This is a genomic window from Algibacter agarivorans (assembly GCF_039543245.1).
Classification (GTDB): Bacteria; Bacteroidota; Bacteroidia; order Flavobacteriales; family Flavobacteriaceae; genus Algibacter_G; species Algibacter_G agarivorans.
Genome location: NZ_BAABJJ010000039.1, coordinates 103,925 through 126,002, shown reverse-complemented (window position 1 = coordinate 126,002; position 22,078 = coordinate 103,925). Strand labels below are relative to the sequence as shown.

The window sequence follows — 22,078 nt, the reverse complement described above, 5'->3', positions numbered from 1 at the left end:
CTAAAGCCACTTTTTACGCTTAAAATAAATAATCATGCCAACAAACAGAACAATCATGACGCCCCAAAGGATAAAGTAAGCGTATTTATATTGAAGCTCAGGGATGTACTCGAAATTCATACCGTAAATGCCAGCAATAAATGTTAATGGGATAAATATGGAAGCCATTATTGTTAATACTTTCATGACTTCGTTCATCTTGTTGCTAATAGTTGTCATGTACATATCCATTAAACTCCAAATCATTTCACGATAAATATCGATGTTTTCTGAGACTTGGATAAGATGGTCGTAAATATCTCTGAAATAAGTGATTGTTCTTTTTTGAATAAGTGGGCTTTCGTTTTTTTCGATGCGATTTATAACTTCGCGAAGTGGGAATATTGCACGACGCACTCTTAAAATCTCACGTTTTAAGTTCTGAATTTTTTGGCTAATATCGCCATCTGTATTTCCTGAAAAAATAGCAGTTTCAAAATCTTCAATTTTATCGCCTAAAACTTCTATAACACTAAAATAATGGTCTACAATGGCATCGATTAGTGTATAAAGCAAATAGTCTGACTTCATGGTGCGTACTCTGCCTTTGGCTTGCCTTAAACGGTCTCTCACTTCATTAAAAACATCGCCTTCGGATTCTTGGAACGATAGCACATAGTTTTTTCCTAAAATGAAACTTACTTGCTCTGAAACTATAGTATTATTGTCATCATAATATAGCATTTTCAAAACGATAAATATGTAGTCGTCATATTCGTCAATTTTAGGACGTTGTGCAATGTTTACAATATCTTCTAAAACCAAGGGGTGAAATTTATAATGCTCACCTAATGTTTCAATTTGAGTTACGTGGTTTAAACCATTTAGATTTATCCACGTTACAGAATCGGTATCTTTGTATTCAAAGCTTTCTTGAACAGATTGTAGCTCTTTTTCATTGCAAAACTCTTTGGTATAATCAAAAGCATCAATAAAAAGCTTTTCTTTTGAGCGCTCTCCCGTATAAATAACACTTCCAGGAACTTGTCCTAGTTTCTTTTTTGACCGGTATACTCTTTTTCTTGACATTACTACAAATTATACTTTAAATATATGGAATATTTATACAGCATCGGTACCATCATCTTCAAAGACATCATCAATGGCGTCTTTTTTTACAAGCGTTACAGCTTTTTGAAGCATGAGGTTGTTTGGATAGGTTACCAAATCCCCGTTTTCTAGTCTTAAATGAAGTTGAAATGCACGTATATCTTCAATAATGGCGCGAATAGGAAAATCTTTATCGTGAATTTCAATTTTATCACCTACTTTATAAGGGAAGTTGAAAAACATAATAATACCTGAAGTGATATTGCTTAAAATGGACCAGATAGCAAATAAACCAATACCAATTATTGCAAAAACGGATGAGAATATAAGTGCTATTTCTCTAAATTTAGCACCGAAAATAAAGGTTTCAATGAGAATGGCAATTAAAAATAGGGTAACGGTAATGTATCTTCTAATAAGTCTAATTCTAGCATCGTTAATGCCATTTTTTCTAGCTACTTTAGTGATAGTAAAATGCGTAATAAATCTTACTATAAGTAAGGATATCAGTACGATGCCTGTATATGCGAGTTTGTCTCTGTAGTCACCAAAAATCATATGGGTAAATTAAAGTTCAATACAAAGATACATTACAAATTGAAATGACTTTAATTTAATTGAAGGGTTTCTCTCAGTATTTCATCTTTATTACTGTTCTTTTGCCAGTAAGCAGATTTTATGGTTTTTAGTTTAGAAGCTTTTGTAGTTAAAACTTTTGCATTAGACCCAAAACCACTTTTAAATGTTTCTTCCCAACCTAGAATATCATGAGGGAAGTTTGGGTTAAATTGGATAATTAGCGATCTGTTTATTTCTGGATAGTTTATAGAATATGTGCTTTCTGTTAAAGTCGCCGATGCTTTGTGTGCTTTTATGGGAGCATGGCGTAGTCGTGAATATTCAAAAGAAGGAATAATTTCTAAATTACCCGTTGGTAATGATTTAGGATTTATGCGTAATTGTGTCCACAGTTCATTTTCTAAAATAGATTTTTTTAGTTTGAAATTTTTATCAGCTTCGCCTTCAAAATAAGAATGCGACATAATTTCAAATTCCTTTTTATTGTTAAGTTGTGCATAAACATGACCGCACCATTCCTGAATAGAACTGGATACTTTAATAGCATGTTGATTATTAGAAATAGGGTAGAAGGTGCTTTGCATAATGGAATATGGGTATACACCTGTATTGAATTTTTTAATAGCATTCAGTTTTAAAACAGGAATGCTATTAGCTTTTTTGTTATTTGCTTTTACTTGAATATTTGGTAAAAAATCTTCGGTTACATATATTAAAACGGCTTTGCCCTCCCTTATCTCACCATAGCGGGCTTGTTCCAATTTATAGGATGAAACTTCAGCTTCTCCAGCATACCAATATGTGTTGAATTCTGGTGATTGTTTTGTTACAGCTTCTTTAGTTTCAACATCGGCATCAAAATTATAAGCTATATCAATATTTTGATTTTCTTTTTTACATGATGTCATTATCAATAATAATCCAATTATTATCCAAAACAGTATTTCTGCTTTTATGATTTTTTTCAGTTTATTAATTGTTTCCATAACGTAAAGTTACAAACTTAGGCAATGTCTGCAATATCATTTAACGTTTTGTAAACAAGGTGAGTAGGTAATCCCATAACATTAAAATAAGAGCCTTCAATTTTGGTTACGCCTATTTGACCAATCCATTCTTGAATACCATAGGCTCCGGCTTTATCGAAAGGCTTACAGGTTTTTATATAGAATAAAATTTCTTCATCAGATAAGGCTTTAAACGTTACTTTAGTGATATTATGAAGCGTTTTTTCATAGTTAGAAGTTGTGAAACAAACAGATGTAATGACTTCGTGTGTTGCATTACTCAATGATTTTAGAATGCTGAATGCTTCGTTTTCATCACGAGGTTTTCCTAAAGCGGTTTGGTTATGCCAAACAATAGTATCGCTGGTAATTAAAATATCGTTGGGTTTTAATGCATCCTTAAAAGGCAATGCTTTTAATTGCGAGAGGTAATTGCTAATTTCAAAATGCGTTAATCGATTTGGATATTCTTCTTTTACAGGTTTTAAACGGACTTCAAAATCTAATCCCAAATTTTCAAAAAACGCTTGTCTTCTAGGGGAGCCTGAAGCCAATATGATGTGATGGTTTTTTAGTTTTTCGTTAAGCATGTTTTTTTGTTTACAGTCTCAGTATTTGGTAATATTTCTTTGTGTCTTAACGCCTTTGTGTGATAAAAATAATTTACTGTTTTTCTTTCAATTTTAACGCTGTAACCTTTGAGTAAGAATTAATAAAATCTTTCTGAAATAAGATTATTAGCTTAAGATAAACAAATAAAGTAACAAAGACAGCATCCCGAAAAGCATAACCAATTTGTACATATTACTTATATGGCGAATTTCTTTTTTCAATTTTGCGCTAAATGTTTTTATACAAATGTAGATTAGCGGGGCAATAATAAATATCAAAAAATAACCAACAGCTATTTGTTGTTTGTATAAGTTTGAAATAATATAATGGATAATGCCTGCAAGAGGAATGAAGTTTAATATTACTAAAACGATTTTTGCACGTTCTCTTCCAATGGCTATAGGTAAGGTATTCATACCTGCTTTGTAGTCGCCATCAATGTCTTCAATATCTTTGGCTATTTCTCTTAATAGATTAATGATGAAAGCAAATAATGCATAATCTAATATTACTTTAAAGAATAATACTTGAGTCTGCTGGTTTGAAGGCGTTATACTAGGAAGCAATTCAAAAACCCCAACAATAATGATGCTCAATGCTACGAGAATTGATATGATGATGTTGCCAATAAGAAGTGTGCGCTTTAAATAAGTAGCATACACATAAAGCAATACCGAAATTATAACAAATATGGAGAAAAACGGCGCTCTATTAATGTTATGGGATAAATAAAAACCTATGCCAACTCCAATTAGATTAAGAATTATAAAAAGGTTGTATGCTGTTTTTTCCGAAATAGATTTGCCAACAATAATTTTGTCAGGCTTGTTTACAGAATCAGTTTCAATATCGTTGATGTCATTTATTATGTTTCCAGCTGCTGCAATAGAAATAGAGGCTAGAATTAAAAGGATAATTCCTAAAGAGTCTAAACTTGTCGAAACGCCAAAGGGTTCTAAAAGTGCATATTTTATTAATAATTGCACAAGAGCAATCATCAATAAATTTTTCCAACGGATAAGTTTTAAGACATTCAAATTTTATTGTTTCTAACAACTAACAACTAACAACTAACAACTAACAACTAACAACTAACAACTAACAACTAGTCATACTTAGCTTCATAATTTCCGTTCCATTTTCCTTGAACTTTTAGAACTTGCTCAATCACATCTCTAACAGCGCCTTTTCCCCCTTTTTTATGCGAAATGTATTTTGAAATATTTTTAATTTCAGGTACTGCATCTTGCGGGCAACACGGTAAACCAATACCTTTCATCACGGGGTAATCAGGAATATCATCGCCCATATAAAGCACATTTTCAGACTTGATAGATTTCTTATTAAAATAATCATCTAACTGTTCTATTTTGTTCTGTGCGCCTAAATAAATATCGGTAACCCCTAAACCTTGTAATCGTAAACGCACGCCTTCATTAGAGCCACCGGAAATAACACAAACATTAAATCCGTTATCTACTGCGGTTTTTAACGCATAACCATCCTTTATGCTCATAGTTCTCAGCATTTCGCCAGTTGTAGTAACAGTAACGGAGCCATCTGTTAAAACACCATCCACATCAAAAATAAAGGTGGTAATGTGTTCAAGGTATTCTTTATAGCTTTTTTCTTCCATGGGTTTTTTGAATTGAGTTTGTTAGGAGTTGGTATATGTCTTTATGATGTTGACTTTCTAAGTCCTTTAAATGTTTTTTAATGGTTTTTTTGTCGTTTCGCTTAGCAGGTCCTGTTTGCGCCATATATGGCGATATATCCTGAATTTTTTTTGCGGTCTCTAAAATAAGCGGCTTTAGCATATCAAATTCTGCGCCTTCACTTTCGGTAATCTCATGCCCGATTCTGTATAACTGATTAGTGAAATTATTTACAAATACTGCAGCTAAATGCAAAACACGCCGTTGATCGCTATTAATTCTTTTAAAAGGACCACCCGTGCTTTTTGCTAATTCTTTTAATATCGGAAAGCTTTTTTTATCAATAGTTTCAATACAAATGGGCACATTAGTAAAATCCATTTCTGTGGTCTTGCTAAAAGTTTGCAAGGGGTATAATACACCACGTTTGTGTTTTTTATCAATATCATAAACGCTAACACTTCCAGACGTATGAACAACCAATTTGTTGTCAAAAGGAAGTTTTGAAGAAAGGGAGCCAATAACATCATCGCTAACCGCTAAAATATATATGTCGGCATCTTTTAATGCGTTTAAGTCGTTAGTAATATCAACTGTATTTTTATATGGATTTATAGACTCAATACTTCTGTTAAACCATTGGATAACAGAAACGTTATTTGAATTATTGAAGGCTTTAAATAAATGCGTGGCAACATTACCTGCGCCGAGAATTACTACTGAAATCATATTGCTAAAATACTAACGAATTACGAATTACGAATTATGAATTACGATTTTTTAGTAGATAGTGTCTGTTTCCAACCAGACACTAGATATATATTAAATAATCCCATAACTTTGAAATATGAATAAAAAAGATATTAAAACTAGAGATGATGTATTTTTATTAGTGTCATCATTCTATAAAAAAGTTAGAAAAGATGAGGTTTTAGGTCCTTTTTTTAATGATGTAATTAAAGATTGGGATGCACATTTAGATAAATTAACAACCTTCTGGGAAACAAGCTTGTTCATGACCAGAAAGTTAGAACATAAGTATCACGGAGATCCATTAGAAGCTCACGTAAAAGTTGATAGGGAAAACAATAACAGTATTACCGAATTGCATTTTGGATTGTGGTTAAATTTATGGCTGCAAACCATAGACGAACTTTTTGAAGGCGATTATGCAGAAAACGCAAAACGACGAGCCAGAAAAATGGGGTCTTTTTTGTATTTGAAAATTTTTGAAGCGAGGGGTTAGTAAGCAGTGGGTAGTCTTCAGTCGCAGTCACAGTATTCAGCCCTAGTATTCAGTCACAGTCACAGTATTCAGAAAGTCGTGTGATGCCTTCGTACAAAAAAAGTAGTTTTTAAGACTCAGTTGTCATTATTCGGTTTTTTACGTTCAACTTTGCGCCCCTGCTTGCCGGCAGGCAGGTTTGCGTCTTTGCGCGAAAAAAAAGTATTCAGTCTCAGTTCTTCAGTCATAGTCTTGGTTTTCATTATTAGATTTTTTACGTCCAAATTTGCACCGCCTCGCCTTTGCGTGAAACAATAAAGCAGAGTAAGCAGACTTCTAACTTCGAGCTTTTTAATTTCAAACTTTTTACAACACTTTAACACCTCAAAATAAACTTAAATACTTAAATTTGTACGACCTAAAAAACGGGTTCAAATTATGCAAAAAAAACTCGCCAATATTTTCTTCTCAACGCGACTTACCGCCTTTTTATTTATTGCTTTTGCTGCTGCTATGGCTACTGGCACTATTTTGGACGCAGGACAAGAAACATCGCCAACACCGTATACCAGAAACTTAATCTATAATGCCTGGTGGTTTGAAGCTATCATGGTATTTTTCGTTATTAATTTTACAGGTAATATTTTCAGATTCAGATTGTATAAAAAAGAAAAATGGGCGACTTTTATTTTACATTTGTCATTCATTTTTATTTTGTTAGGCGCTTTTATAACACGTTATGCCAGTTTTGAGGGTATGATGGCAATTCGCGAAGGTGCTACTGAGAATAGCTTTCTTTCTCAAAAAACATACATCACAACCTATATAGATGGAGATTACAAAATTGATGGCGTTCCACAACGGTTGCCTATTAATAGTGAAGTTGATTTTTCTGGGCGTTTAGATAACGATTTTAAGATTGAAACCAAATACAACCAACAGCCTGTAACTATTGAATTAGAAAAGTTTATTGTAGGAGCAGAAGAAGATATTATTCCAAATGAAGAAGGTGAAGAGTATTTAAAAATTGTTGAAGCTGGAGCTAATGGGGCTCATAATCATTTCTTAAAAACAGGAGAAATAAGTAGTATTCATAATGTACTTTTTGCATTGAACAAACCTACCGATGGCGCAATAAATATAACTTATAGAAATAATGAGCTCACTATAAATTCTCCATTTGAAGGTAGTTATATGACCATGGCTACCAAAGCAGAAGGGAAATTGATAAAAGACAGCTTGCAACCTTTAGCATTGCGTTCGCTTTATAAAATTGGCAATATGCAAATGGTATTTCCTAAACCCGTAATTAAGGGTGTTTTCGACATGGTACAAAAATCGCAAATGTTGAAAAATGATGATGATGGTTTGATGCTAAAAGTGACCACCAATGGTGAAACACAGCGTATTGGTTTACTTGGTGGAAAAGGAACGAACAGCAGCTTTAAACAGATTAAAGTAGGCGGATTAGACTTTGCATTTAAATATGGCTCTAAAGTTTTGGAGTTACCGTTTTCTTTAAAGTTGAACGATTTTGAAGCGGAGCGTTACCCAGGAACTGAGCGTGGCTATTCAGCATATTCAAGTGAAGTTACTGTTTTAGACGATAAAACAGAACACTACGATTATAAGATTTTTATGAATAACATCTTAGATCATGGTGGTTATCGTTTTTTTCAATCGGGTTTTGATCCAGATGAAAAAGGAACGATTCTTTCCGTAAATCATGATTATTGGGGTTCATTAATTACGTATTTAGGTTATTTTATGCTCTACTTTGGGTTGATGGCTATTCTGTTTTCTAAATATTCTCGTTTTGGAGATTTAAAGGTACAGCTGGAAAAAGTGAAAGCTAAAAAAGCAAAACTATTTTCAGTTCTTATGTTATGCGTTGGATTGAATGTGTTTTCTCAAGGGCATCATGAGAACGATGGGCACGACCATTCAAAACCAGCTAAGTCGCAAATAGATTCTATTCTACAATCAAATATAACACCTAAAGCACACGCCGATAAATTTGGTCATTTGGTGATTCAAGATTTAAGCGGACGAATGATGCCTGTTAATACCTATGCATCAGAAATGCTTCGTAAGTTAAGTAAACGTGATACTTATGAGGATTTTGATGCAAACCAGGTGTTTTTATCCATACAAGAAAGTCCTATGCTTTGGTATAATGTACCTATCATTTATTTAAAGTTAAAAAAGGGCGATTCTATTAGAAAACTTATTGGCGTTGATACAAGTGAAAAGTACGTTGCCTTAGCAGATTTCTTTTCAGATAGAGGTGAGTACAAATTAGCACCTTATTTAGATGAAGCCTACAAAGCTCAAGTACCTAACGGGTTTCAAAAGGAATTTAAAGAAACGGACCAGCGTGTTAACTTGTTGTACAATACGGTAGAAGGGATGTCTTTAAAAATATTCCCGATTCCTAACGATGATAATAACAAATGGATTTCTAATTTCGATTATAAGCAAGATACTTCTAAAATAAAGGATTCGCTGTATTCAAACTTTGTAAAAAATGGGTTTAGAGCTTATTTGTTTACTTTAAACCAAGCAAAGCAAACAGACAATTTTCAAGAAGCCGAAAAACTTTTAGCGGCATTTAAGAAAACCCAACACCGCTATGGCGGAGCGGTTATGCTTAGTGACGATAAAGTAAAGACCGAAGTGCTTTACAACAAGTATGATATTTTTAAGAAACTGTTTAGTTGGTATTTATATGCTGGTAGCTTATTGTTTGTTTTATTAATAGTTCAAATATTTAATGATCAGCGCAAGTTTGTAAATGTTGCTATAATTGTTTTTAAGTTTATTGTTCTAGGGTTATTTATTTTGCACACAGCTGGTTTAATAACCCGCTGGTATATTTCTGGTCATGCGCCATGGAGTGATGCTTATGAGTCCATGATTTATGTAGCTTGGGCAACTATGTTCTTTGGTTTAGCCTTTGGAAGAAAAAGTGATTTAACTATTGCGTCAACTGCTTTTGTAACTGCAATGATTTTAATGATTGCACATTGGAATTGGATGGATCCTGCTATTGCAAATTTGCAGCCTGTTTTAAATAGCTATTGGCTCATGATTCATGTGGCAGTAATTGTTGCTAGTTATGGTCCGTTTACTTTGGGTATGATTTTAGGAGTCGTGTCATTATTGTTAATGATTTTTACTTCGGAAAAGAATAAAGAAAAAATGGCACTCAATATAAAAGAGTTGACTATTATTAATGAAATGTCTTTAACCGTAGGTTTGGTGATGCTTACCATTGGTAACTTTTTAGGTGGTATGTGGGCCAATGAAAGTTGGGGGCGCTATTGGGGTTGGGACCCTAAAGAAACTTGGGCGCTTATTAGTATTATGATTTATGCTTTTGTAATCCATATGCGACTAGTGCCAGGTCTAAGAAGTCGATGGGGTTTTAATTTAGCTTCAATCATTGCTTTTGCTAGTATTATAATGACCTATTTTGGAGTGAACTTCTATTTAGCAGGCTTACATAGTTACGCTAGTGGCGACCAAATTGTTAGTGTGAAATTTATAAGTATTACTGTTGCTATTGTTGCGATTTTAGGTTTTTTCGCTTTCCGCGGATATGCTAAGTACTATAGGAAGTAGTGCTATTATACATTTGTATGCAACCTTAATATAGGTTTGTATCTATTAAAAAAGAGGAATTCTTTAGATTAAATGAATTTTGCACAGACAATGATGTGGTAAGGTAATTATGGAAAGGCTACAGGTTATTGGCTGTTGACGGTTCAAGAATTAACTTTTCCATAACCGATGAGCTTAAAATAATTTATGGAGAAACTAAAAATAAAACTAGGACATTTATAGTACAGGCAAGGTGTTCCGTAATTTACGATGTCCTAAACAACTATGTTTTAGATGACAGTTTAGAGCCCCTAGATTGACGAGAAAGAGATTTGCACTAGTACAACTGGCACATTGCAAAGAGAAAGACTTGATGCTTTATGAGAGAAGCTGCCCATCTACGACTTTATCAACAAGTACTTAGAAAAAGGTCTTGATTATATAATACGGGTTAATGTAAGTTTTTAGCAATCTCGTCAAAGATTTTTATAAAAGTAATAAGAAATCACTTGTTGTTGATATCTTTCCTGGAAAGAACACTAAAATCTCTGACAAACGATACTCAAAAAACAACGCAATTCCGGTAAATATAGATCACGAATAAAACCTTAAATCACTAAAAATAAGCAATATATGTTTGTTAAAACTTTAACTTAATGACATTGTGCTCGTGCTTGTGGTAAATTGTTTTTAACTGCTCAGTTTGAACGGTTCCTTTGTTTTAGACCTATAAAAATTTTAGAGCCTTCATATACTTAAACCTTTCATTTCCTTTATAAACGGCATCCTAGATTATTATTTTGCATTTTTTGTCATCGGCATGACAAAATTCTCAGATTGTTAAGTCAGGAATTTAGTCCTTATTCATATACTTTCCCTTCTTACTCCCTTCATACATGACATATTTTACCAAACGCGATTCTAGTTTGGCATTAAATAAATGTATCCTTCTTGAAGGACGCAATCCTACATGCTTTAAAGCATCAAGGTTTGAAGTGATAAACCAAGCATCTGTACCTGGGTAGTTTTGTTTTAGGGTATCGCCTATATTAGCATAAAACTCTTCCATATCGATATTTAAACGCTCACCGTATGGTGGGTTAAATACCATGTGTAGTTTTTGGTCGCCTCCTTTTTGGGTTTTAAAGAAATCTTCGTGTTTTACCTCTATAAAATCTTCTAGTTGGGCATTTTTAACGTTTTCTATAGCTTTGGTTACGGCACTTGGTGCTTTATCGTAACCTATTATTTTGTGATGGAAATCTCGTGTTTTACCGAGCAGGGATTCTTCAATTTTCTCGAATAATTCTACATCCCAATCTTGCCAACGCTCAAAAGCAAATTCTTTCCGCATGAGGTTTGGCGGGATGTTACAGGCTATCATGGCGGCTTCTATAAGCATGGTTCCTGAACCGCACATGGGGTCCATAAAATCGGTTTGTCCGTCCCAACCCGATAGCATAATGAGTCCTGCTGCCAATACTTCGTTTATTGGTGCAATATTGGTGGCGGTTTTGTAACCGCGTTTATGCAAGGAATCGCCTGATGAATCTAAGGATATGGTGCATTTTCTCCTGTCAATATGCACGTTTATTTTTAGGTCTGGAAATTTTAAATCGACGTTTGGTCGTTGTCCATCGGTGTCTCTAAACTTATCGACGATGGCGTCTTTTGTTTTTTGTGCAATGTATAGCGAGTGTGAAAACAAATCGGAATGAATGGTCGCATCTACCGCCAGTGTTCCTGTAGGTTTTAAATACTTGCTCCAATCCATGGCATAGATTTTATCGTATAAATCTTGCTCGTTATTTACGTTAAATGAATGGATGGGTTTAAGGATTTTTACTGCGGTACGCAATGCTAAATTGCATTTGTACATAAAGCCTTTATCGCCCGAAAAAGCTACGTTACGTATGCCTTTTTTAACGTACATAGCGCCAAGTTGTGTGAGTTCTTTTTCTAATAAATCTTCAAAGCCAAATAGGGTTTTGGCTACCATGTTGAAATTTTCTGCCATTTTTTTAAGTCTGATAGACTATTTACGTCTAATAGAATGCAAAAATAACGTAATTTTGCGCAAATTAACTAGCAATTGCGGATAATGGGTTAAGGATTGCAGCGGCATCCTTTTTTGTGCTTTAAAAAAGTATTTGATTGAAACTTATATTCCATGTATTCAATATACTTGATGAGATACTGAAACATGTCCAGCACAAGAAAGATATAGCGGAAAGCCTGACCCCCGACGTTTTTCGGGGGTAACCCCCACAAAAATTTATGACTAAAAACACAACTACTTGGTTTACATCTTGGTTTGATACGCCATTTTACCATATTTTATATAAAGACCGGAATGATACCGAGGCGCACGCGTTTATGGATACGCTTACCGATTATCTGAATATTCCAGAGAGTGGCACCGTGCTAGATTTGGCTTGTGGCAAGGGGCGCCATGCGTTATACCTCAACAAAATCGGGTATGATGTAACGGGTGTGGATTTAAGCGAAAATAGTATTGCTTTTGCTAAACAGTTTGAAAACCATCGCTTGCGTTTTGATGTGCATGATATGTGCACCCCTTACCACAAGCAGTTTGATGCGGTTTTTAATTTGTTTACTAGCTTTGGGTATTTTGATGATGATGCGGATAATTTAAGAACTATTGCGTCTATAAAAGCTGAATTAAACGACTTTGGTTTTGGGGTTATTGATTTTATGAATAGTGAATTTGTTATTGATAATTTAGTACCCGAGGAAGTTAAAACGGTTGATGGTATTGACTTTCATTTAAAACGCTATGTAGAAGACGGATATATTATAAAAGATATTACTTTTACGGCGGATGACAGGTTGTATAATTTCCAAGAGCGTGTACGCGGGTTTACTTTAGCTGATTTTGAGTCGCTTTTTGAACAGGCTGGTGTATATTTGTTAGATGTTTTTGGCGATTATAAATTGAATAAGTTTAATGCCAAAACATCGGAACGTCTAGTCATGATTTTTAAATAGGTCGGTCGATAATCGACATTTGGTTTTGCTTACTGTCGTGGATTATTTTGGATTAGTTTTATGATATTGAATAGTTTTTTTTGAATGAATAAATTTATTTTCCCCATACTTGCGGTTGTTTTAGGTTTTGTTTTAGCCTTAGTTACGAAAAAGCAAAAATCTTGGAACACTAAGCTCCTACTCTCTTTTAGCGGAGCTTTTTTATTAGCTTTAACACTTTTTGAATTACTTCCCGAAGTTTACAGCCACTTAGACACCAAACTTACCGGACTGTTTATAATGTGTGGTATTATGCTTCAAATAGTTTTGGAGTTATTCTCTAAAGGTGCGGAACATGGGCATGTACATATCCATAAACACGAAACTGCTTTTCCGTGGTTATTATTTATTAGCTTATGTATTCATAGTTTTTTAGAAGGGTTTTCTATTCATGACCATAACGATATGGTTTATGGTGTATTGGTTCATAAAATACCGATTGCCACTTTGATTACTATGTTTTTGTTACAGTCGAATTATACTAAAATACAAGTTGCTAGTTTTTTATTGGTGTTTGCTTTTATGACGCCGTTAGGAACTTGGATTTCACATACGGCAATTATCATTGCTGATTATGCCCACATAATTAACGCGATTGTTATTGGAATATTTTTTCATATCTCTACCACTATTTTATTTGAAAGTGGCGAAGGTCATAAATTTAATTTTTCCAAGTTTATTTCGATTATACTCGGCGTTGGGGTGGCTTATTTGATTTGATGATCTTGTCATTTCCGCGAAGGCGGAAATCTCATAAATCGAAACTAAATTATATTAAAAAGATTCCTGCTGAAGTTTATCTTTAACGTAGACGGAAGGCAGGAATGACAAAAAAAAGGATTCCCTTCTTCAAGGGAATTGAAAAAGATGGGCTTTCAATGTTTAGCAAAGAAGAATCACGCATATTAAGACAAGGGTTTTGGACTAGTTTCGGGAAATCGTTTCCACGGAAATGGGTTTTGTATGACACCAAACTAAAAGGTTTAAGTTTTAAGTTTCACTTTGATAACAAAACCGCTTTAGTCGTTTTAGACCTTGAAGACGACCTTGAAAATCGCATTAAATACTGGGAAAAATTACTTGCCTTAAAATCGATTTTACTAGATGAATATCTTCCTGATGCTATTTTTAATGAGGAATATTTTCTTGATAATGAAAAAGAGATTTCTAGAATATACGTGCCTTTAGAACAAAAAGTGTCTATTCATAATAAAAATTCATGGCGCGATGTTATGGAATTCTTCAATAAAAACATGAGCATGTTTGAAGCTTTTTTTGAGGAATATAAGGAAGTTATTGAAGGGTGATTGATTTTTGATTGACGATTTTTGAATAACTGGACTTCGTGACTATGACTATGAATTTATAAAACTTTCACCATCTCATAATCATCCATTACAAATCCATTTCCAATATCAGTAATCAAGGGGCCAACATTCTTGAAACCTAATTTCTCATAAGCTTTAATTGAATTTGTATTGTTTATGTTTACGGTTAATCTTATTTTTTTTAATTGATAGTCTTTAGCTTTTTCTTCAATAAATAACATAGCAGTTTTACCAATTTTTTTCCCTCTGCAACTACTTAAAACATATATTTTACTTAAAAATAAGGCTTTATTTTCCTTTCTTATACTGATATAACCAACTGGAGTTTTATCATAATTCAATACGAAATACTCAAAACCATCTATTATTTGTTGTTCAATAGCTTCAGCAGATTGAAATTTATCAAGCATATAATCTATTTGTGGTTTCCCAACAATAGGGATATAATGTTCTCTCCAAATGGTATCTGCTAAAGTTTCAATTTGCAAAAAATCAGGAGTTGTATTGGCTATGGCGATTTCTATCATAGAATTAGGTGTTCAAAATAAAGGAAAATTAAACAAAAGAATCATGTTTTTTTTTTTGAGATTCCCGTCCCTGTCTGCCAACTGGCAGGTTCGTGGAAATGACAGCGTTATTAAATGACATAACCAAAAATCATAAAAAAGTGAAAAATAGCTCCTGCCAGTACAAACAGATGCCAAATAACATGATTATATGGTATTTTTTGAATAGCATAAAAAACAATGCCAACAGTGTATGCAAGACCACCAGCAAATAAAAACAAAATACCGTTGTTGCCAATAACATCAGATAATTTAGAAAAATCAAAAACGATTAGCCACCCCATTACTAAATACAATAACGTTGAAAATACTTCAAACCTTCCAGTAAAAAATAGCTTTAAAATCATACCAAAAACGGCAATTCCCCAGACCACAAAAAACAAAGTCCATCCTAAAGTTTGCTCTAATGAAATTAAACAAACAGGTGTATACGTTCCAGCAATTAGAAAATAGATACTGATGTGATCCACAATTCTAAAATAATGCTTCCGACTCTCACTTTTTACGGCGTGGTAAAATGTTGAAGCCATAAATAATATGATAATTGAAATACCATAAACAATAACGCTAAACAAACTCCATTCGGTTTTATTCGAGTTATGAACAATAAGTAACACCAATGCCACTATGCCAAACAAAGCACCTATAGCGTGGGATATCGTATTTAGTTTTTCTTCAAATGGCTTTTGAATACGCATTTATTCAGGTATTTTTTGATGAACCCATTTATTGGTTAAATCGTAAAAATCAAAATCTATAGCTGGTTTTTGACGCTCTAAGCGTCCGCTTTGAAAATTACGTTGTAAAATGTCTTCAATTAAATAATCTTCTTTTTCGCTCTCAGGGTCAAACTCTCGCTTCAATGAAATATCAAACATACTGGCTGTTGTGTTATACCAAAAGGCACGCCAACCATTGCGCAACTCTTTAACGAGATCGAATGCGGTTCGTCCTGTTTGCCTATGTATTAGTTTCACAAGAATCTGACCTTCTGTACGTGACATTTTTTTTAACTCTTCAGAGAATTCGCCTTCTATATATTTTTGAATACGTTTGGTATAACGTCTCTTATCACGATTCTTAGTAAGCCTTAATAATCTTGTATTCATTGAATCTAAACGTTCTGCTGCCATTTTAGCATACGGATACACCTTAATGGTTTTTCGTCTTAAAATTAAATATCGTATCCTATCTTCTCTACCGTCAAACTTAAGCTTATGCAGAAGCATCACTTCATCTAAATTAATAGAAGTTCTAGGAACTGAATCGCCTTTAATAATAAGGTATTCAGTTGGTGTAGAATTTTGTTCAATGACTTTTACCTGAGCATATAACATCACAGGGAAAATTATAAGTATGTATTTTAAGTAATTCATCTAATAAATAATGGGACATTTATTATACCAAAAATACAGAATTTCTCAAAACTGGATATCTAAAATCTGAAATTACCATGGCAAACTCATACTTTATGAAAAATGCCACGTTCCGATAGCTATCGTGAAGACTAATTTTTTATGGATTAACACAAAAGAATCTACGCTAAAAAAAAATCTATAGATTTTTTATTCGTGATATCTATTTTTAGTTTTATTCGTGCATTAGTGGCTAAAATAAAAGTAGGGTTTTTCCCTATCTGAAATTACCAAAACACTTGACTTTGTCAGAAAAAATAGCGAACTTCGTTTAGCTAAAGATAAAACACTTGTACTAAATTTTTAAATGTCTAAAAAAAGTGAACTAAAAGAAGTTGCCAAATTATTCTTCAAATTAGGAAGTATTGCTTTTGGTGGTCCCGCTGCTCATATTGCAATGATGGAAGACGAAGTGGTCAAAAAAAGAAAATGGATGACACAAGAACACTTCCTCGACCTTGTTGGTGCTACTAATTTAATACCGGGCCCGAATTCCACTGAAATGACAATGCATTGCGGACACGAGCGTGCAGGCTGGAAAGGTCTTTTTGTTGCAGGATTTTGTTTCATTTTTCCTGCGGTGGTTATCACTTCTGTTTTTGCTTGGCTTTACCAAGAATATGGTCAATTACCAAAAGTTGAGCCTTTCATTTACGGCATTAAGCCAGCGGTTATTGCAATAATTATAATGGCGGCTTTCCGACTTGGAAAAAAGGCAATAAAAAACACTGAACTCGCCATTTTAGGCATCATAACTTTAGTAGCTTGTTTATTTGGAGTAAACGAAATAATCGCTCTTTTTGGCTGTGGCTTACTTGGTTTGGTTATTTATTTTTCAAAAAAAAACACAGGTAATTTAAAGAGTCTTATACCACTTTTGCTTTTTCAAGTAGCAGACCCTTCAAAAATTGGAGTTTTCAAAATATTCTTGACTTTCCTAAAGGTTGGTGCCATACTTTATGGTAGCGGCTACGTTTTGTTTGCTTTTCTCGATACAGAATTAGTTGCAAATGGATGGCTGACAAGACAAGCATTGATTGATGCCGTTGCTGTTGGACAAATAACGCCAGGGCCCGTTTTGTCTACCGCAACTTTTATAGGTTGGCAAATGAATGGAATAACGGGAGCGCTTGCTGCAACTCTTGGGATTTTCCTTCCTTCGTTTCTTTTTGTTTTGATATTAAATCCATTAATACCAAAAATGCGAAAGTCAAATGTTATAGGCACAATATTAGATGCAGTAAATGTTGCCGCAGTGGCATTGATAATTGCAGTTTGTGTAGAAATGGCGAAAGACACATTAACCGATTGGCGAACAATTATAATTGCTATTGCAAGTATAGTGGTTGTCTTTGTTTTCAAAAAACTGAATAGTGCTTTTATTGTTTTAGGTGGCGCGCTGATTGGATATTTATTGACATTTATTTAAATATTTAGTTAAAACAGCCCTCAATAGCGGTCGTTTAATAATGCATTAAGTTAATGTGTAAATGACTTATTTTCAGGTATTTAGTCTTGCTTTTTAAAAAATAAAAACCGTGTATTTATCTGGTAATCAATGATTTATTATAAAAAAAAAAGAAGCTGTCGTTTTTTTTTTTTTTTTTGAAAAGATAATAATTGAGTTATTCCGTAAAATACTAAAAAATGATTTTAAGATTTCAAAAGAGCATTTTACCAGAAATAGAAAACAACGTTTTTCAATACTTTTATTGTTCATGATAAACTTTTTGATAAAAAGCTTAGCTTTATAAGTGGTAGGAGGGAGCGAGTAGTGAATGCCCGACCCTTCCGATAGCTATCGGGGTCAGGATAATCTGCCTGCCGGTAGGCAGGCGCCCAAATTATAATTCTTCAATCAACTCTAAAATATACTCATGCCCAACCCCGATTAAAATAGCTAAACCAAAGCTTAACAAAGTGCCTATTAAAATGTATTCGGTGAGTTTTCGGTCTTTAGCTTTTGATAAATCGCCAAAGCGAAATACAGATTTTGCGGCAATTAAAAAGCCAACACCTTCCCAGTGGTTAGTGATGATAAACATAAAAACAAAAAGACGTTCTAGTATGCCAATATAAGTGCCTGCGTTTTCTAATGAAGCTTCTTCGGTGTATTCCTTTAAATCCCATTTGGATATAATGGTTTTCATGATAATGGAAGATACTTTGGTAATGCATAGTAGGCTTGTTAAGAACAACAAGGTTTTTGCGTCAAAAAGGGTATCTATATTAAATTCATACGGTTCGTATATTTTTACAATAAGTAGGATGACTATAATATGAGCAACTTGGTCTAATGCAAATAAAAGTCTAGGGTTTATTTTTGATTTTAGATGTAGTTTTATAACATCTATGATGTAGTGAGAAATGATAATTACTACTATGCCCAGCCAATATTCAAAATTGAATTGCAATACTAAAAGTAGCGCTGCTAAATGTATCAAGATATGCCAATACAAAAACTTAGATTTGTGTTTGTGTGTTTCTTTATGATTGACCCATTTTTGAGGTTGAAGTAAAAAATCGCCTATAAGATGTGCTAGTATAAGTTTGATTATTAAGGTTAGCATAGACTTTGCATTTGGGTTTTAAAATATTGCAATAATTTAAAGACTTCATCAAACCCTGCACGCTTAAGCCCTTGACTGATATTGCCTTGTGTTTTTTCTAAGGTTTCGGCTATCTGTTTTTGATTAAAATCTGGATGTTCTAAAGCCGTTTTAACCAACGTTGCTGTGGTGCTTGTCCAATTGTTTATCGTTAATTGTGCCAATTCTAGCATGATGTTTATTTGTGTGTCAAATGCTTCAAAAGGTGATTTTATGGCAAGTGTTGTCTTTTTAAGAGATTCAAAACATTCCCCAGAATTAACAAAGGCACTGCCATTGGATTCTGTAATATTTTCTGAATGATATTCTTTTTCGCCTATACCAATAGCTAGCCTGACATCAAGGTTGTCAAATTGTTTTATAGTCGCTTTTATTAGGATACAGGCTTCTAAGGCCAGTTTTGGACTGACTTCTAACTGAAAGCTATCGCCTCTATATATTTCCCATACTAAGGGAGAACTACCATAATTATTTAAAACAGATTTAAGGGCGTCTAGCCATTTCTTTGGAGAGCTTTTTTTAGAATTTATAATATCACCTGTTATTATACTAGTCATTGATTTGGTAAAATAGATATTCAAATGTATGAATTTTTACTTAAAATAGCAAATTATTAGCTAATAAACTAATAATATAAAATATTAGCTTTAGATATAATAATAGTGAATATCAGTTTAAAAGCAGATATTTTTACAAAGCTTATTGCGGCTTCTTTTAGGAAATAGAAAAAGTCAAGATGAGTTTAAAATTTAAAACCATAAACTAATATCTTTGCGGCTTTAAATAATACCAACATATGAAACTATTCAAAGAATTTAAAGAGTTTGCTGTAAAAGGAAATATGATGGATATGGCTATCGGGATTATTATTGGTGCATCATTCAACAAAGTAATTGATGTATTGGTTAAAAAAATATTTCTTCCCCCATTATCTTTATTAACAGATGGCGTAAATATGCAAAACAAACGCATTATTCTTAGGGATGCGGTAACAGATGCTACAGGAACTAATATAACAGATGAGGTTGCCATAGGTTATGGCGCGTTAGGCGAAGCGTTTTTAGATTTCATGATTATAGGGTTTACGGTTTTTATTGTAGTGAAGTTTATGAATAGACTTCGGAATAAAGCTCAGGATACTAAAGATAAAACAGTGGTTACACCTAAAGATATTGAATTACTATCCCATCTTACAGAATTAATGGAAGAGCAAAATGCTTTGTTAAAGGCTAATACCAAATAACTATGGCAAAAACAGGTAGAGAAAAGAATACAAAAAATAAGGCGAAGCATTCTAAGTTAATGGCTAAGAAAAAAAACAAAAAGAAAGCTGAGGAAACGTTAAGAAAGGAACGTTTAAAAGCTATTATTTTGAAAGCAAAAGAGCAAAATGATAATTAAAACAAGGGCTTAATTTTACTAAAACTAATTTCTTTAAAATCGGTAATGACTTTATTTGCTTTAGAATAGTCTTGGTTTTTAGAATGAAAACTATCAAAACCAACACAGAAAATGCCTGCCGCTTTTGCAGCTTCAACACCATTGGTGGAATCTTCAATTACAAAGCATTCATTTTTGCTAAAACCAGTAGCTTCAGCAGCTTTAATAAAAATTTCAGGATGAGGTTTAGATTGTTTTAAATCGCCACCACTAAGTTTCGCTACAAAATATTTATTCAAATCAAAACGGTCAAAAATTTGATTAATACTCGTCATAGCTGCCGAAGATCCTAAAACCAAAGTGAGCCCATTGTTATGATAATCTTTAATTAAATCTAATACACCATCAATAAGTCCTAAGTCAGAATTACTATAAAAAAAGTGTTTGTAATGTTTGCGTTTTATAGCAACCAAACTTTCAGGAGATTGCTCCAAATTAAAATGGTCGCATAAACGCTTGCAAATATTTATGGTAGATTGCCCTGTAAACGATTCGTACAGTTCAGTTGAAACTTCAATGCCAACTTCATCAAACATATCATGATAGGCTTTATTATGCATAGGTTCACTATCAATAATAACACCATCCATATCAAAAATAACCGCTTTTAACATCTGTAACTTTTTTTGCGAATATAAAAGAATTGAAAGGAATACCAAATGAATATCAAAATGGTTGATAATAAATTTGAATTATATGTTCTTTATATGAGACAGAAAATAAAAGCATAGCCTTATCCCGATAGCTATCGGGAACCATTATCTTATATGTTGAAACCTGCCGGCAGGTATAAAGGGAATAGAAACGAATTTATTCAATTGTTTTTGGTGTCTATTTGGTATAGAGACTAGAAATCTATTTTGTAATTTTGAATAATTATTAAAATGAATCTAAAAATCAAAACAAACTCAAAATTCCATTCAAAAAACAAACATAAATCTGGATATGATATTGAAGCATTATGCGAAGTATATCCAGAGTTGTTGATTTTTGTATTCGAAAATAAATACGAAACAAAAACTATAGATTTTGCTAATCCAAAAGCTGTAAAGGCATTAAATACAGCGTTGTTATTTAAACATTACAATATTAAGTTTTGGGAATTTCCAGATACTAATTTGTGTCCGCCAATTCCTGGGCGTGTAGATTATATGCATCATGTTGCGGATTTATTAAAATCATCTAAAATTTCAGAAAGTATTAATGTTTTAGATATTGGATCAGGCGCAAGTTGTATTTATCCCATTTTAGGACAAGCAGAATATAACTGGAAATTTGTGGCGACAGATATTGATGGGACTTCGTTGAAAAATGCTCAAAATATCATCAATAAAAATAAATTGAATACTGTTATTTCTTTAAGACATCAAAAAGAAGCTTCGCAAATTTTTAAAGGTATTTTAAATGAAAATGACAAGTTTTCAGTGTCTATTTGTAATCCGCCATTTTATAAGTCGGAAGCTGAAGCTTTAGAGGCAACTACTAGAAAATTAAAAGGATTAAATAGGGAAGGGGATAAAGTCGTTAGAAACTTTTCTGGCACTCAAAATGAACTGTGGTATAAAGGTGGAGAAAAAGCGTTTTTACACACATATTTATACGAAAGTTCTTTGTTTAAAGAACAGTGCGTTTGGTTTACAACTTTAGTGTCTAAAAAGGATTTGGTAAAAGGCATGTACACGTCTTTAAAGAAATTAGGTGCTACCGATATTAAAACGATTAATATGGGACAAGGGCATAAAATTTCAAGAATAGTAGCTTGGACTTATAAATGATTAACGTCATTGCGAGGCGTTTTTTACAACGTGGCAATCTGTCTATTATTAACTAAAAACATTAATTTAAAATCCTTTTTTAACTTTAAATATTCAATTTAAAAGATTGTTTCGGTCATGCTTTCCT

General features: G+C 33.2%; 23 protein-coding genes. 9 read left to right on the top strand and 14 right to left on the bottom strand.

The window, feature by feature from the left end:
• From corA to ABD935_RS14235, 7 genes are all read right to left on the bottom strand, one after another.
• A complete protein-coding gene (gene corA / locus ABD935_RS14265) occupies positions 1 to 1,068 on the bottom strand; it encodes a magnesium/cobalt transporter CorA (protein WP_345193097.1) in 1,068 nt (355 codons plus the stop codon).
• Positions 1,069 to 1,101: 33 nt separating this feature from the next.
• The gene (locus tag ABD935_RS14260; protein WP_345193095.1) at positions 1,102 to 1,647 is read right to left on the bottom strand and encodes a mechanosensitive ion channel domain-containing protein; all 546 of its coding nucleotides are present in this window, start codon (positions 1,645 to 1,647) and stop codon (positions 1,102 to 1,104) included.
• Between the two features lie 50 nt (positions 1,648 to 1,697).
• Complete coding sequence (locus tag ABD935_RS14255) at positions 1,698 to 2,654, bottom strand: septum formation inhibitor Maf (RefSeq protein WP_345193093.1); 957 nt, start codon at positions 2,652 to 2,654, stop codon at positions 1,698 to 1,700.
• A 17-nt stretch (positions 2,655 to 2,671) separates the two neighbouring features.
• Positions 2,672 to 3,265 carry a Maf-like protein gene (locus ABD935_RS14250; RefSeq protein ID WP_345193090.1) on the bottom strand — a complete coding sequence of 198 codons (594 nt, stop codon included), beginning with the start codon at positions 3,263 to 3,265 and terminating at the stop codon, positions 2,672 to 2,674.
• Between the two features lie 147 nt (positions 3,266 to 3,412).
• Positions 3,413 to 4,324: a geranylgeranylglycerol-phosphate geranylgeranyltransferase gene (locus ABD935_RS14245; RefSeq protein WP_345193088.1), complete on the bottom strand. Its 912-nt coding sequence runs from the start codon at positions 4,322 to 4,324 to the stop codon at positions 3,413 to 3,415.
• A gap of 68 nt (positions 4,325 to 4,392) precedes the next feature.
• A complete protein-coding gene (locus ABD935_RS14240) occupies positions 4,393 to 4,923 on the bottom strand; it encodes a KdsC family phosphatase (RefSeq protein WP_345193086.1) in 531 nt (176 codons plus the stop codon).
• Complete coding sequence (locus tag ABD935_RS14235) at positions 4,904 to 5,671, bottom strand: Rossmann-like and DUF2520 domain-containing protein (protein WP_345193084.1); 768 nt, start codon at positions 5,669 to 5,671, stop codon at positions 4,904 to 4,906. Before ABD935_RS14235 ends, ABD935_RS14240 begins: the two co-directional genes overlap by 20 nt.
• Before the next feature lie 118 nt (positions 5,672 to 5,789).
• Here ABD935_RS14235 and ABD935_RS14230 point away from each other — a divergent pair, with 118 nt between their 5' ends.
• The gene (locus tag ABD935_RS14230) at positions 5,790 to 6,188 is read left to right on the top strand and encodes a group III truncated hemoglobin (protein WP_345193082.1); all 399 of its coding nucleotides are present in this window, start codon (positions 5,790 to 5,792) and stop codon (positions 6,186 to 6,188) included.
• Between the two features lie 417 nt (positions 6,189 to 6,605).
• Positions 6,606 to 9,791, top strand: coding sequence for a cytochrome c biogenesis protein CcsA (locus ABD935_RS14225; RefSeq protein WP_345193079.1), 3,186 nt, complete (start codon positions 6,606 to 6,608; stop codon positions 9,789 to 9,791).
• Positions 9,792 to 10,623: 832 nt separating this feature from the next.
• Here ABD935_RS14225 and ABD935_RS14220 read toward each other — a convergent pair.
• Positions 10,624 to 11,787: a THUMP domain-containing class I SAM-dependent RNA methyltransferase gene (locus ABD935_RS14220; protein ID WP_345193077.1), complete on the bottom strand. Its 1,164-nt coding sequence runs from the start codon at positions 11,785 to 11,787 to the stop codon at positions 10,624 to 10,626.
• Positions 11,788 to 12,047: 260 nt separating this feature from the next.
• On the opposite strand from ABD935_RS14220, the gene ABD935_RS14215 reads away from it, so the two are divergent.
• The 3 genes from ABD935_RS14215 (at position 12,048) to ABD935_RS14205 (ending at position 14,125) form a co-directional block, all read left to right on the top strand.
• A complete protein-coding gene (locus ABD935_RS14215) occupies positions 12,048 to 12,779 on the top strand; it encodes a class I SAM-dependent methyltransferase (protein ID WP_345193075.1) in 732 nt (243 codons plus the stop codon).
• A gap of 84 nt (positions 12,780 to 12,863) precedes the next feature.
• Positions 12,864 to 13,538 carry a ZIP family metal transporter gene (locus tag ABD935_RS14210; protein ID WP_345193073.1) on the top strand — a complete coding sequence of 225 codons (675 nt, stop codon included), beginning with the start codon at positions 12,864 to 12,866 and terminating at the stop codon, positions 13,536 to 13,538.
• Positions 13,539 to 13,696: 158 nt separating this feature from the next.
• Positions 13,697 to 14,125, top strand: a complete 429-nt coding sequence (locus ABD935_RS14205; protein WP_345193178.1) for a DUF4268 domain-containing protein — start codon at positions 13,697 to 13,699, stop codon at positions 14,123 to 14,125.
• A gap of 56 nt (positions 14,126 to 14,181) precedes the next feature.
• On the opposite strand, the gene ABD935_RS14200 is transcribed toward ABD935_RS14205, so the two are convergent.
• From ABD935_RS14200 to ABD935_RS14190, 3 genes are all read right to left on the bottom strand, one after another.
• The gene (locus tag ABD935_RS14200) at positions 14,182 to 14,673 is read right to left on the bottom strand and encodes a GNAT family N-acetyltransferase (protein ID WP_345193071.1); all 492 of its coding nucleotides are present in this window, start codon (positions 14,671 to 14,673) and stop codon (positions 14,182 to 14,184) included.
• 110 nt (positions 14,674 to 14,783) lie between these two features.
• Positions 14,784 to 15,410 (bottom strand): PAQR family membrane homeostasis protein TrhA, encoded by a 627-nt coding sequence (gene trhA, locus ABD935_RS14195; RefSeq protein ID WP_345193068.1) that lies wholly within the window; start codon positions 15,408 to 15,410, stop codon positions 14,784 to 14,786.
• Entirely contained in the window at positions 15,411 to 16,088 is a 678-nt protein-coding gene (locus ABD935_RS14190; RefSeq protein WP_345193066.1) for a DUF4294 domain-containing protein, read from the bottom strand.
• A gap of 346 nt (positions 16,089 to 16,434) precedes the next feature.
• On the opposite strand from ABD935_RS14190, the gene chrA reads away from it, so the two are divergent.
• Positions 16,435 to 17,556, top strand: coding sequence for a chromate efflux transporter (gene chrA / locus ABD935_RS14185; RefSeq protein ID WP_345193064.1), 1,122 nt, complete (start codon positions 16,435 to 16,437; stop codon positions 17,554 to 17,556).
• A gap of 415 nt (positions 17,557 to 17,971) precedes the next feature.
• Here chrA and ABD935_RS14180 read toward each other — a convergent pair whose 3' ends face one another.
• On the bottom strand, positions 17,972 to 18,697 hold the full coding sequence (locus ABD935_RS14180) for a DUF3307 domain-containing protein (RefSeq protein WP_345193062.1): 726 nt from the start codon (positions 18,695 to 18,697) through the stop codon (positions 17,972 to 17,974).
• Entirely contained in the window at positions 18,691 to 19,293 is a 603-nt protein-coding gene (locus tag ABD935_RS14175) for a SatD family protein (RefSeq protein WP_345193060.1), read from the bottom strand. The genes ABD935_RS14180 and ABD935_RS14175 overlap by 7 nt, the downstream gene beginning before the upstream one ends.
• 239 nt (positions 19,294 to 19,532) lie before the next feature.
• Between ABD935_RS14175 and mscL the strand changes: the two genes are divergently transcribed.
• Positions 19,533 to 19,979: a large conductance mechanosensitive channel protein MscL gene (gene mscL, locus ABD935_RS14170; protein WP_345193058.1), complete on the top strand. Its 447-nt coding sequence runs from the start codon at positions 19,533 to 19,535 to the stop codon at positions 19,977 to 19,979.
• A 2-nt stretch (positions 19,980 to 19,981) separates the two neighbouring features.
• A complete protein-coding gene (locus ABD935_RS14165; RefSeq protein WP_345193056.1) occupies positions 19,982 to 20,137 on the top strand; it encodes a hypothetical protein in 156 nt (51 codons plus the stop codon).
• Here ABD935_RS14165 and ABD935_RS14160 read toward each other — a convergent pair.
• Positions 20,134 to 20,790 (bottom strand): HAD family hydrolase, encoded by a 657-nt coding sequence (locus tag ABD935_RS14160; RefSeq protein ID WP_345193054.1) that lies wholly within the window; start codon positions 20,788 to 20,790, stop codon positions 20,134 to 20,136. The two genes, ABD935_RS14165 and ABD935_RS14160, sit on opposite strands and share 4 nt — an antisense overlap.
• A gap of 270 nt (positions 20,791 to 21,060) precedes the next feature.
• On the opposite strand from ABD935_RS14160, the gene rlmF reads away from it, so the two are divergent.
• On the top strand, positions 21,061 to 21,951 hold the full coding sequence (rlmF, locus tag ABD935_RS14155; protein ID WP_345193052.1) for a 23S rRNA (adenine(1618)-N(6))-methyltransferase RlmF: 891 nt from the start codon (positions 21,061 to 21,063) through the stop codon (positions 21,949 to 21,951).
• Positions 21,952 to 22,078 lie beyond the last annotated feature (127 nt).

Bases quoted from the DNA above. Each gene is read 5' to 3' on its own strand.
- ABD935_RS14235 (WP_345193084.1), bottom strand. From the start codon at position 5,671: ATGATTTCAGTAGTAATTCTCGGCGCAGGTAATGTTGCCACGCATTTA.
- ABD935_RS14205 (WP_345193178.1), top strand. From the start codon at position 13,697: ATGTTTAGCAAAGAAGAATCACGCATATTAAGACAAGGGTTTTGGACT.
- ABD935_RS14230 (WP_345193082.1), top strand. From the start codon at position 5,790: ATGAATAAAAAAGATATTAAAACTAGAGATGATGTATTTTTATTAGTG.
- ABD935_RS14160 (WP_345193054.1), bottom strand. From the start codon at position 20,790: ATGTTAAAAGCGGTTATTTTTGATATGGATGGTGTTATTATTGATAGT.
- trhA (WP_345193068.1), bottom strand. From the start codon at position 15,410: ATGCGTATTCAAAAGCCATTTGAAGAAAAACTAAATACGATATCCCAC.
- corA (WP_345193097.1), bottom strand. From the start codon at position 1,068: ATGTCAAGAAAAAGAGTATACCGGTCAAAAAAGAAACTAGGACAAGTT.
- chrA (WP_345193064.1), top strand. From the start codon at position 16,435: ATGTCTAAAAAAAGTGAACTAAAAGAAGTTGCCAAATTATTCTTCAAA.
- ABD935_RS14220 (WP_345193077.1), bottom strand. From the start codon at position 11,787: ATGGCAGAAAATTTCAACATGGTAGCCAAAACCCTATTTGGCTTTGAA.
- ABD935_RS14255 (WP_345193093.1), bottom strand. From the start codon at position 2,654: ATGGAAACAATTAATAAACTGAAAAAAATCATAAAAGCAGAAATACTG.
- ABD935_RS14250 (WP_345193090.1), bottom strand. From the start codon at position 3,265: ATGCTTAACGAAAAACTAAAAAACCATCACATCATATTGGCTTCAGGC.
- mscL (WP_345193058.1), top strand. From the start codon at position 19,533: ATGAAACTATTCAAAGAATTTAAAGAGTTTGCTGTAAAAGGAAATATG.
- ABD935_RS14200 (WP_345193071.1), bottom strand. From the start codon at position 14,673: ATGATAGAAATCGCCATAGCCAATACAACTCCTGATTTTTTGCAAATT.
- ABD935_RS14260 (WP_345193095.1), bottom strand. From the start codon at position 1,647: ATGATTTTTGGTGACTACAGAGACAAACTCGCATATACAGGCATCGTA.
- ABD935_RS14180 (WP_345193062.1), bottom strand. From the start codon at position 18,697: ATGCTAACCTTAATAATCAAACTTATACTAGCACATCTTATAGGCGAT.
- ABD935_RS14225 (WP_345193079.1), top strand. From the start codon at position 6,606: ATGCAAAAAAAACTCGCCAATATTTTCTTCTCAACGCGACTTACCGCC.
- ABD935_RS14175 (WP_345193060.1), bottom strand. From the start codon at position 19,293: ATGACTAGTATAATAACAGGTGATATTATAAATTCTAAAAAAAGCTCT.
- ABD935_RS14190 (WP_345193066.1), bottom strand. From the start codon at position 16,088: ATGAATTACTTAAAATACATACTTATAATTTTCCCTGTGATGTTATAT.
- rlmF (WP_345193052.1), top strand. From the start codon at position 21,061: ATGAATCTAAAAATCAAAACAAACTCAAAATTCCATTCAAAAAACAAA.
- ABD935_RS14215 (WP_345193075.1), top strand. From the start codon at position 12,048: ATGACTAAAAACACAACTACTTGGTTTACATCTTGGTTTGATACGCCA.
- ABD935_RS14210 (WP_345193073.1), top strand. From the start codon at position 12,864: ATGAATAAATTTATTTTCCCCATACTTGCGGTTGTTTTAGGTTTTGTT.
- ABD935_RS14165 (WP_345193056.1), top strand. From the start codon at position 19,982: ATGGCAAAAACAGGTAGAGAAAAGAATACAAAAAATAAGGCGAAGCAT.
- ABD935_RS14240 (WP_345193086.1), bottom strand. From the start codon at position 4,923: ATGGAAGAAAAAAGCTATAAAGAATACCTTGAACACATTACCACCTTT.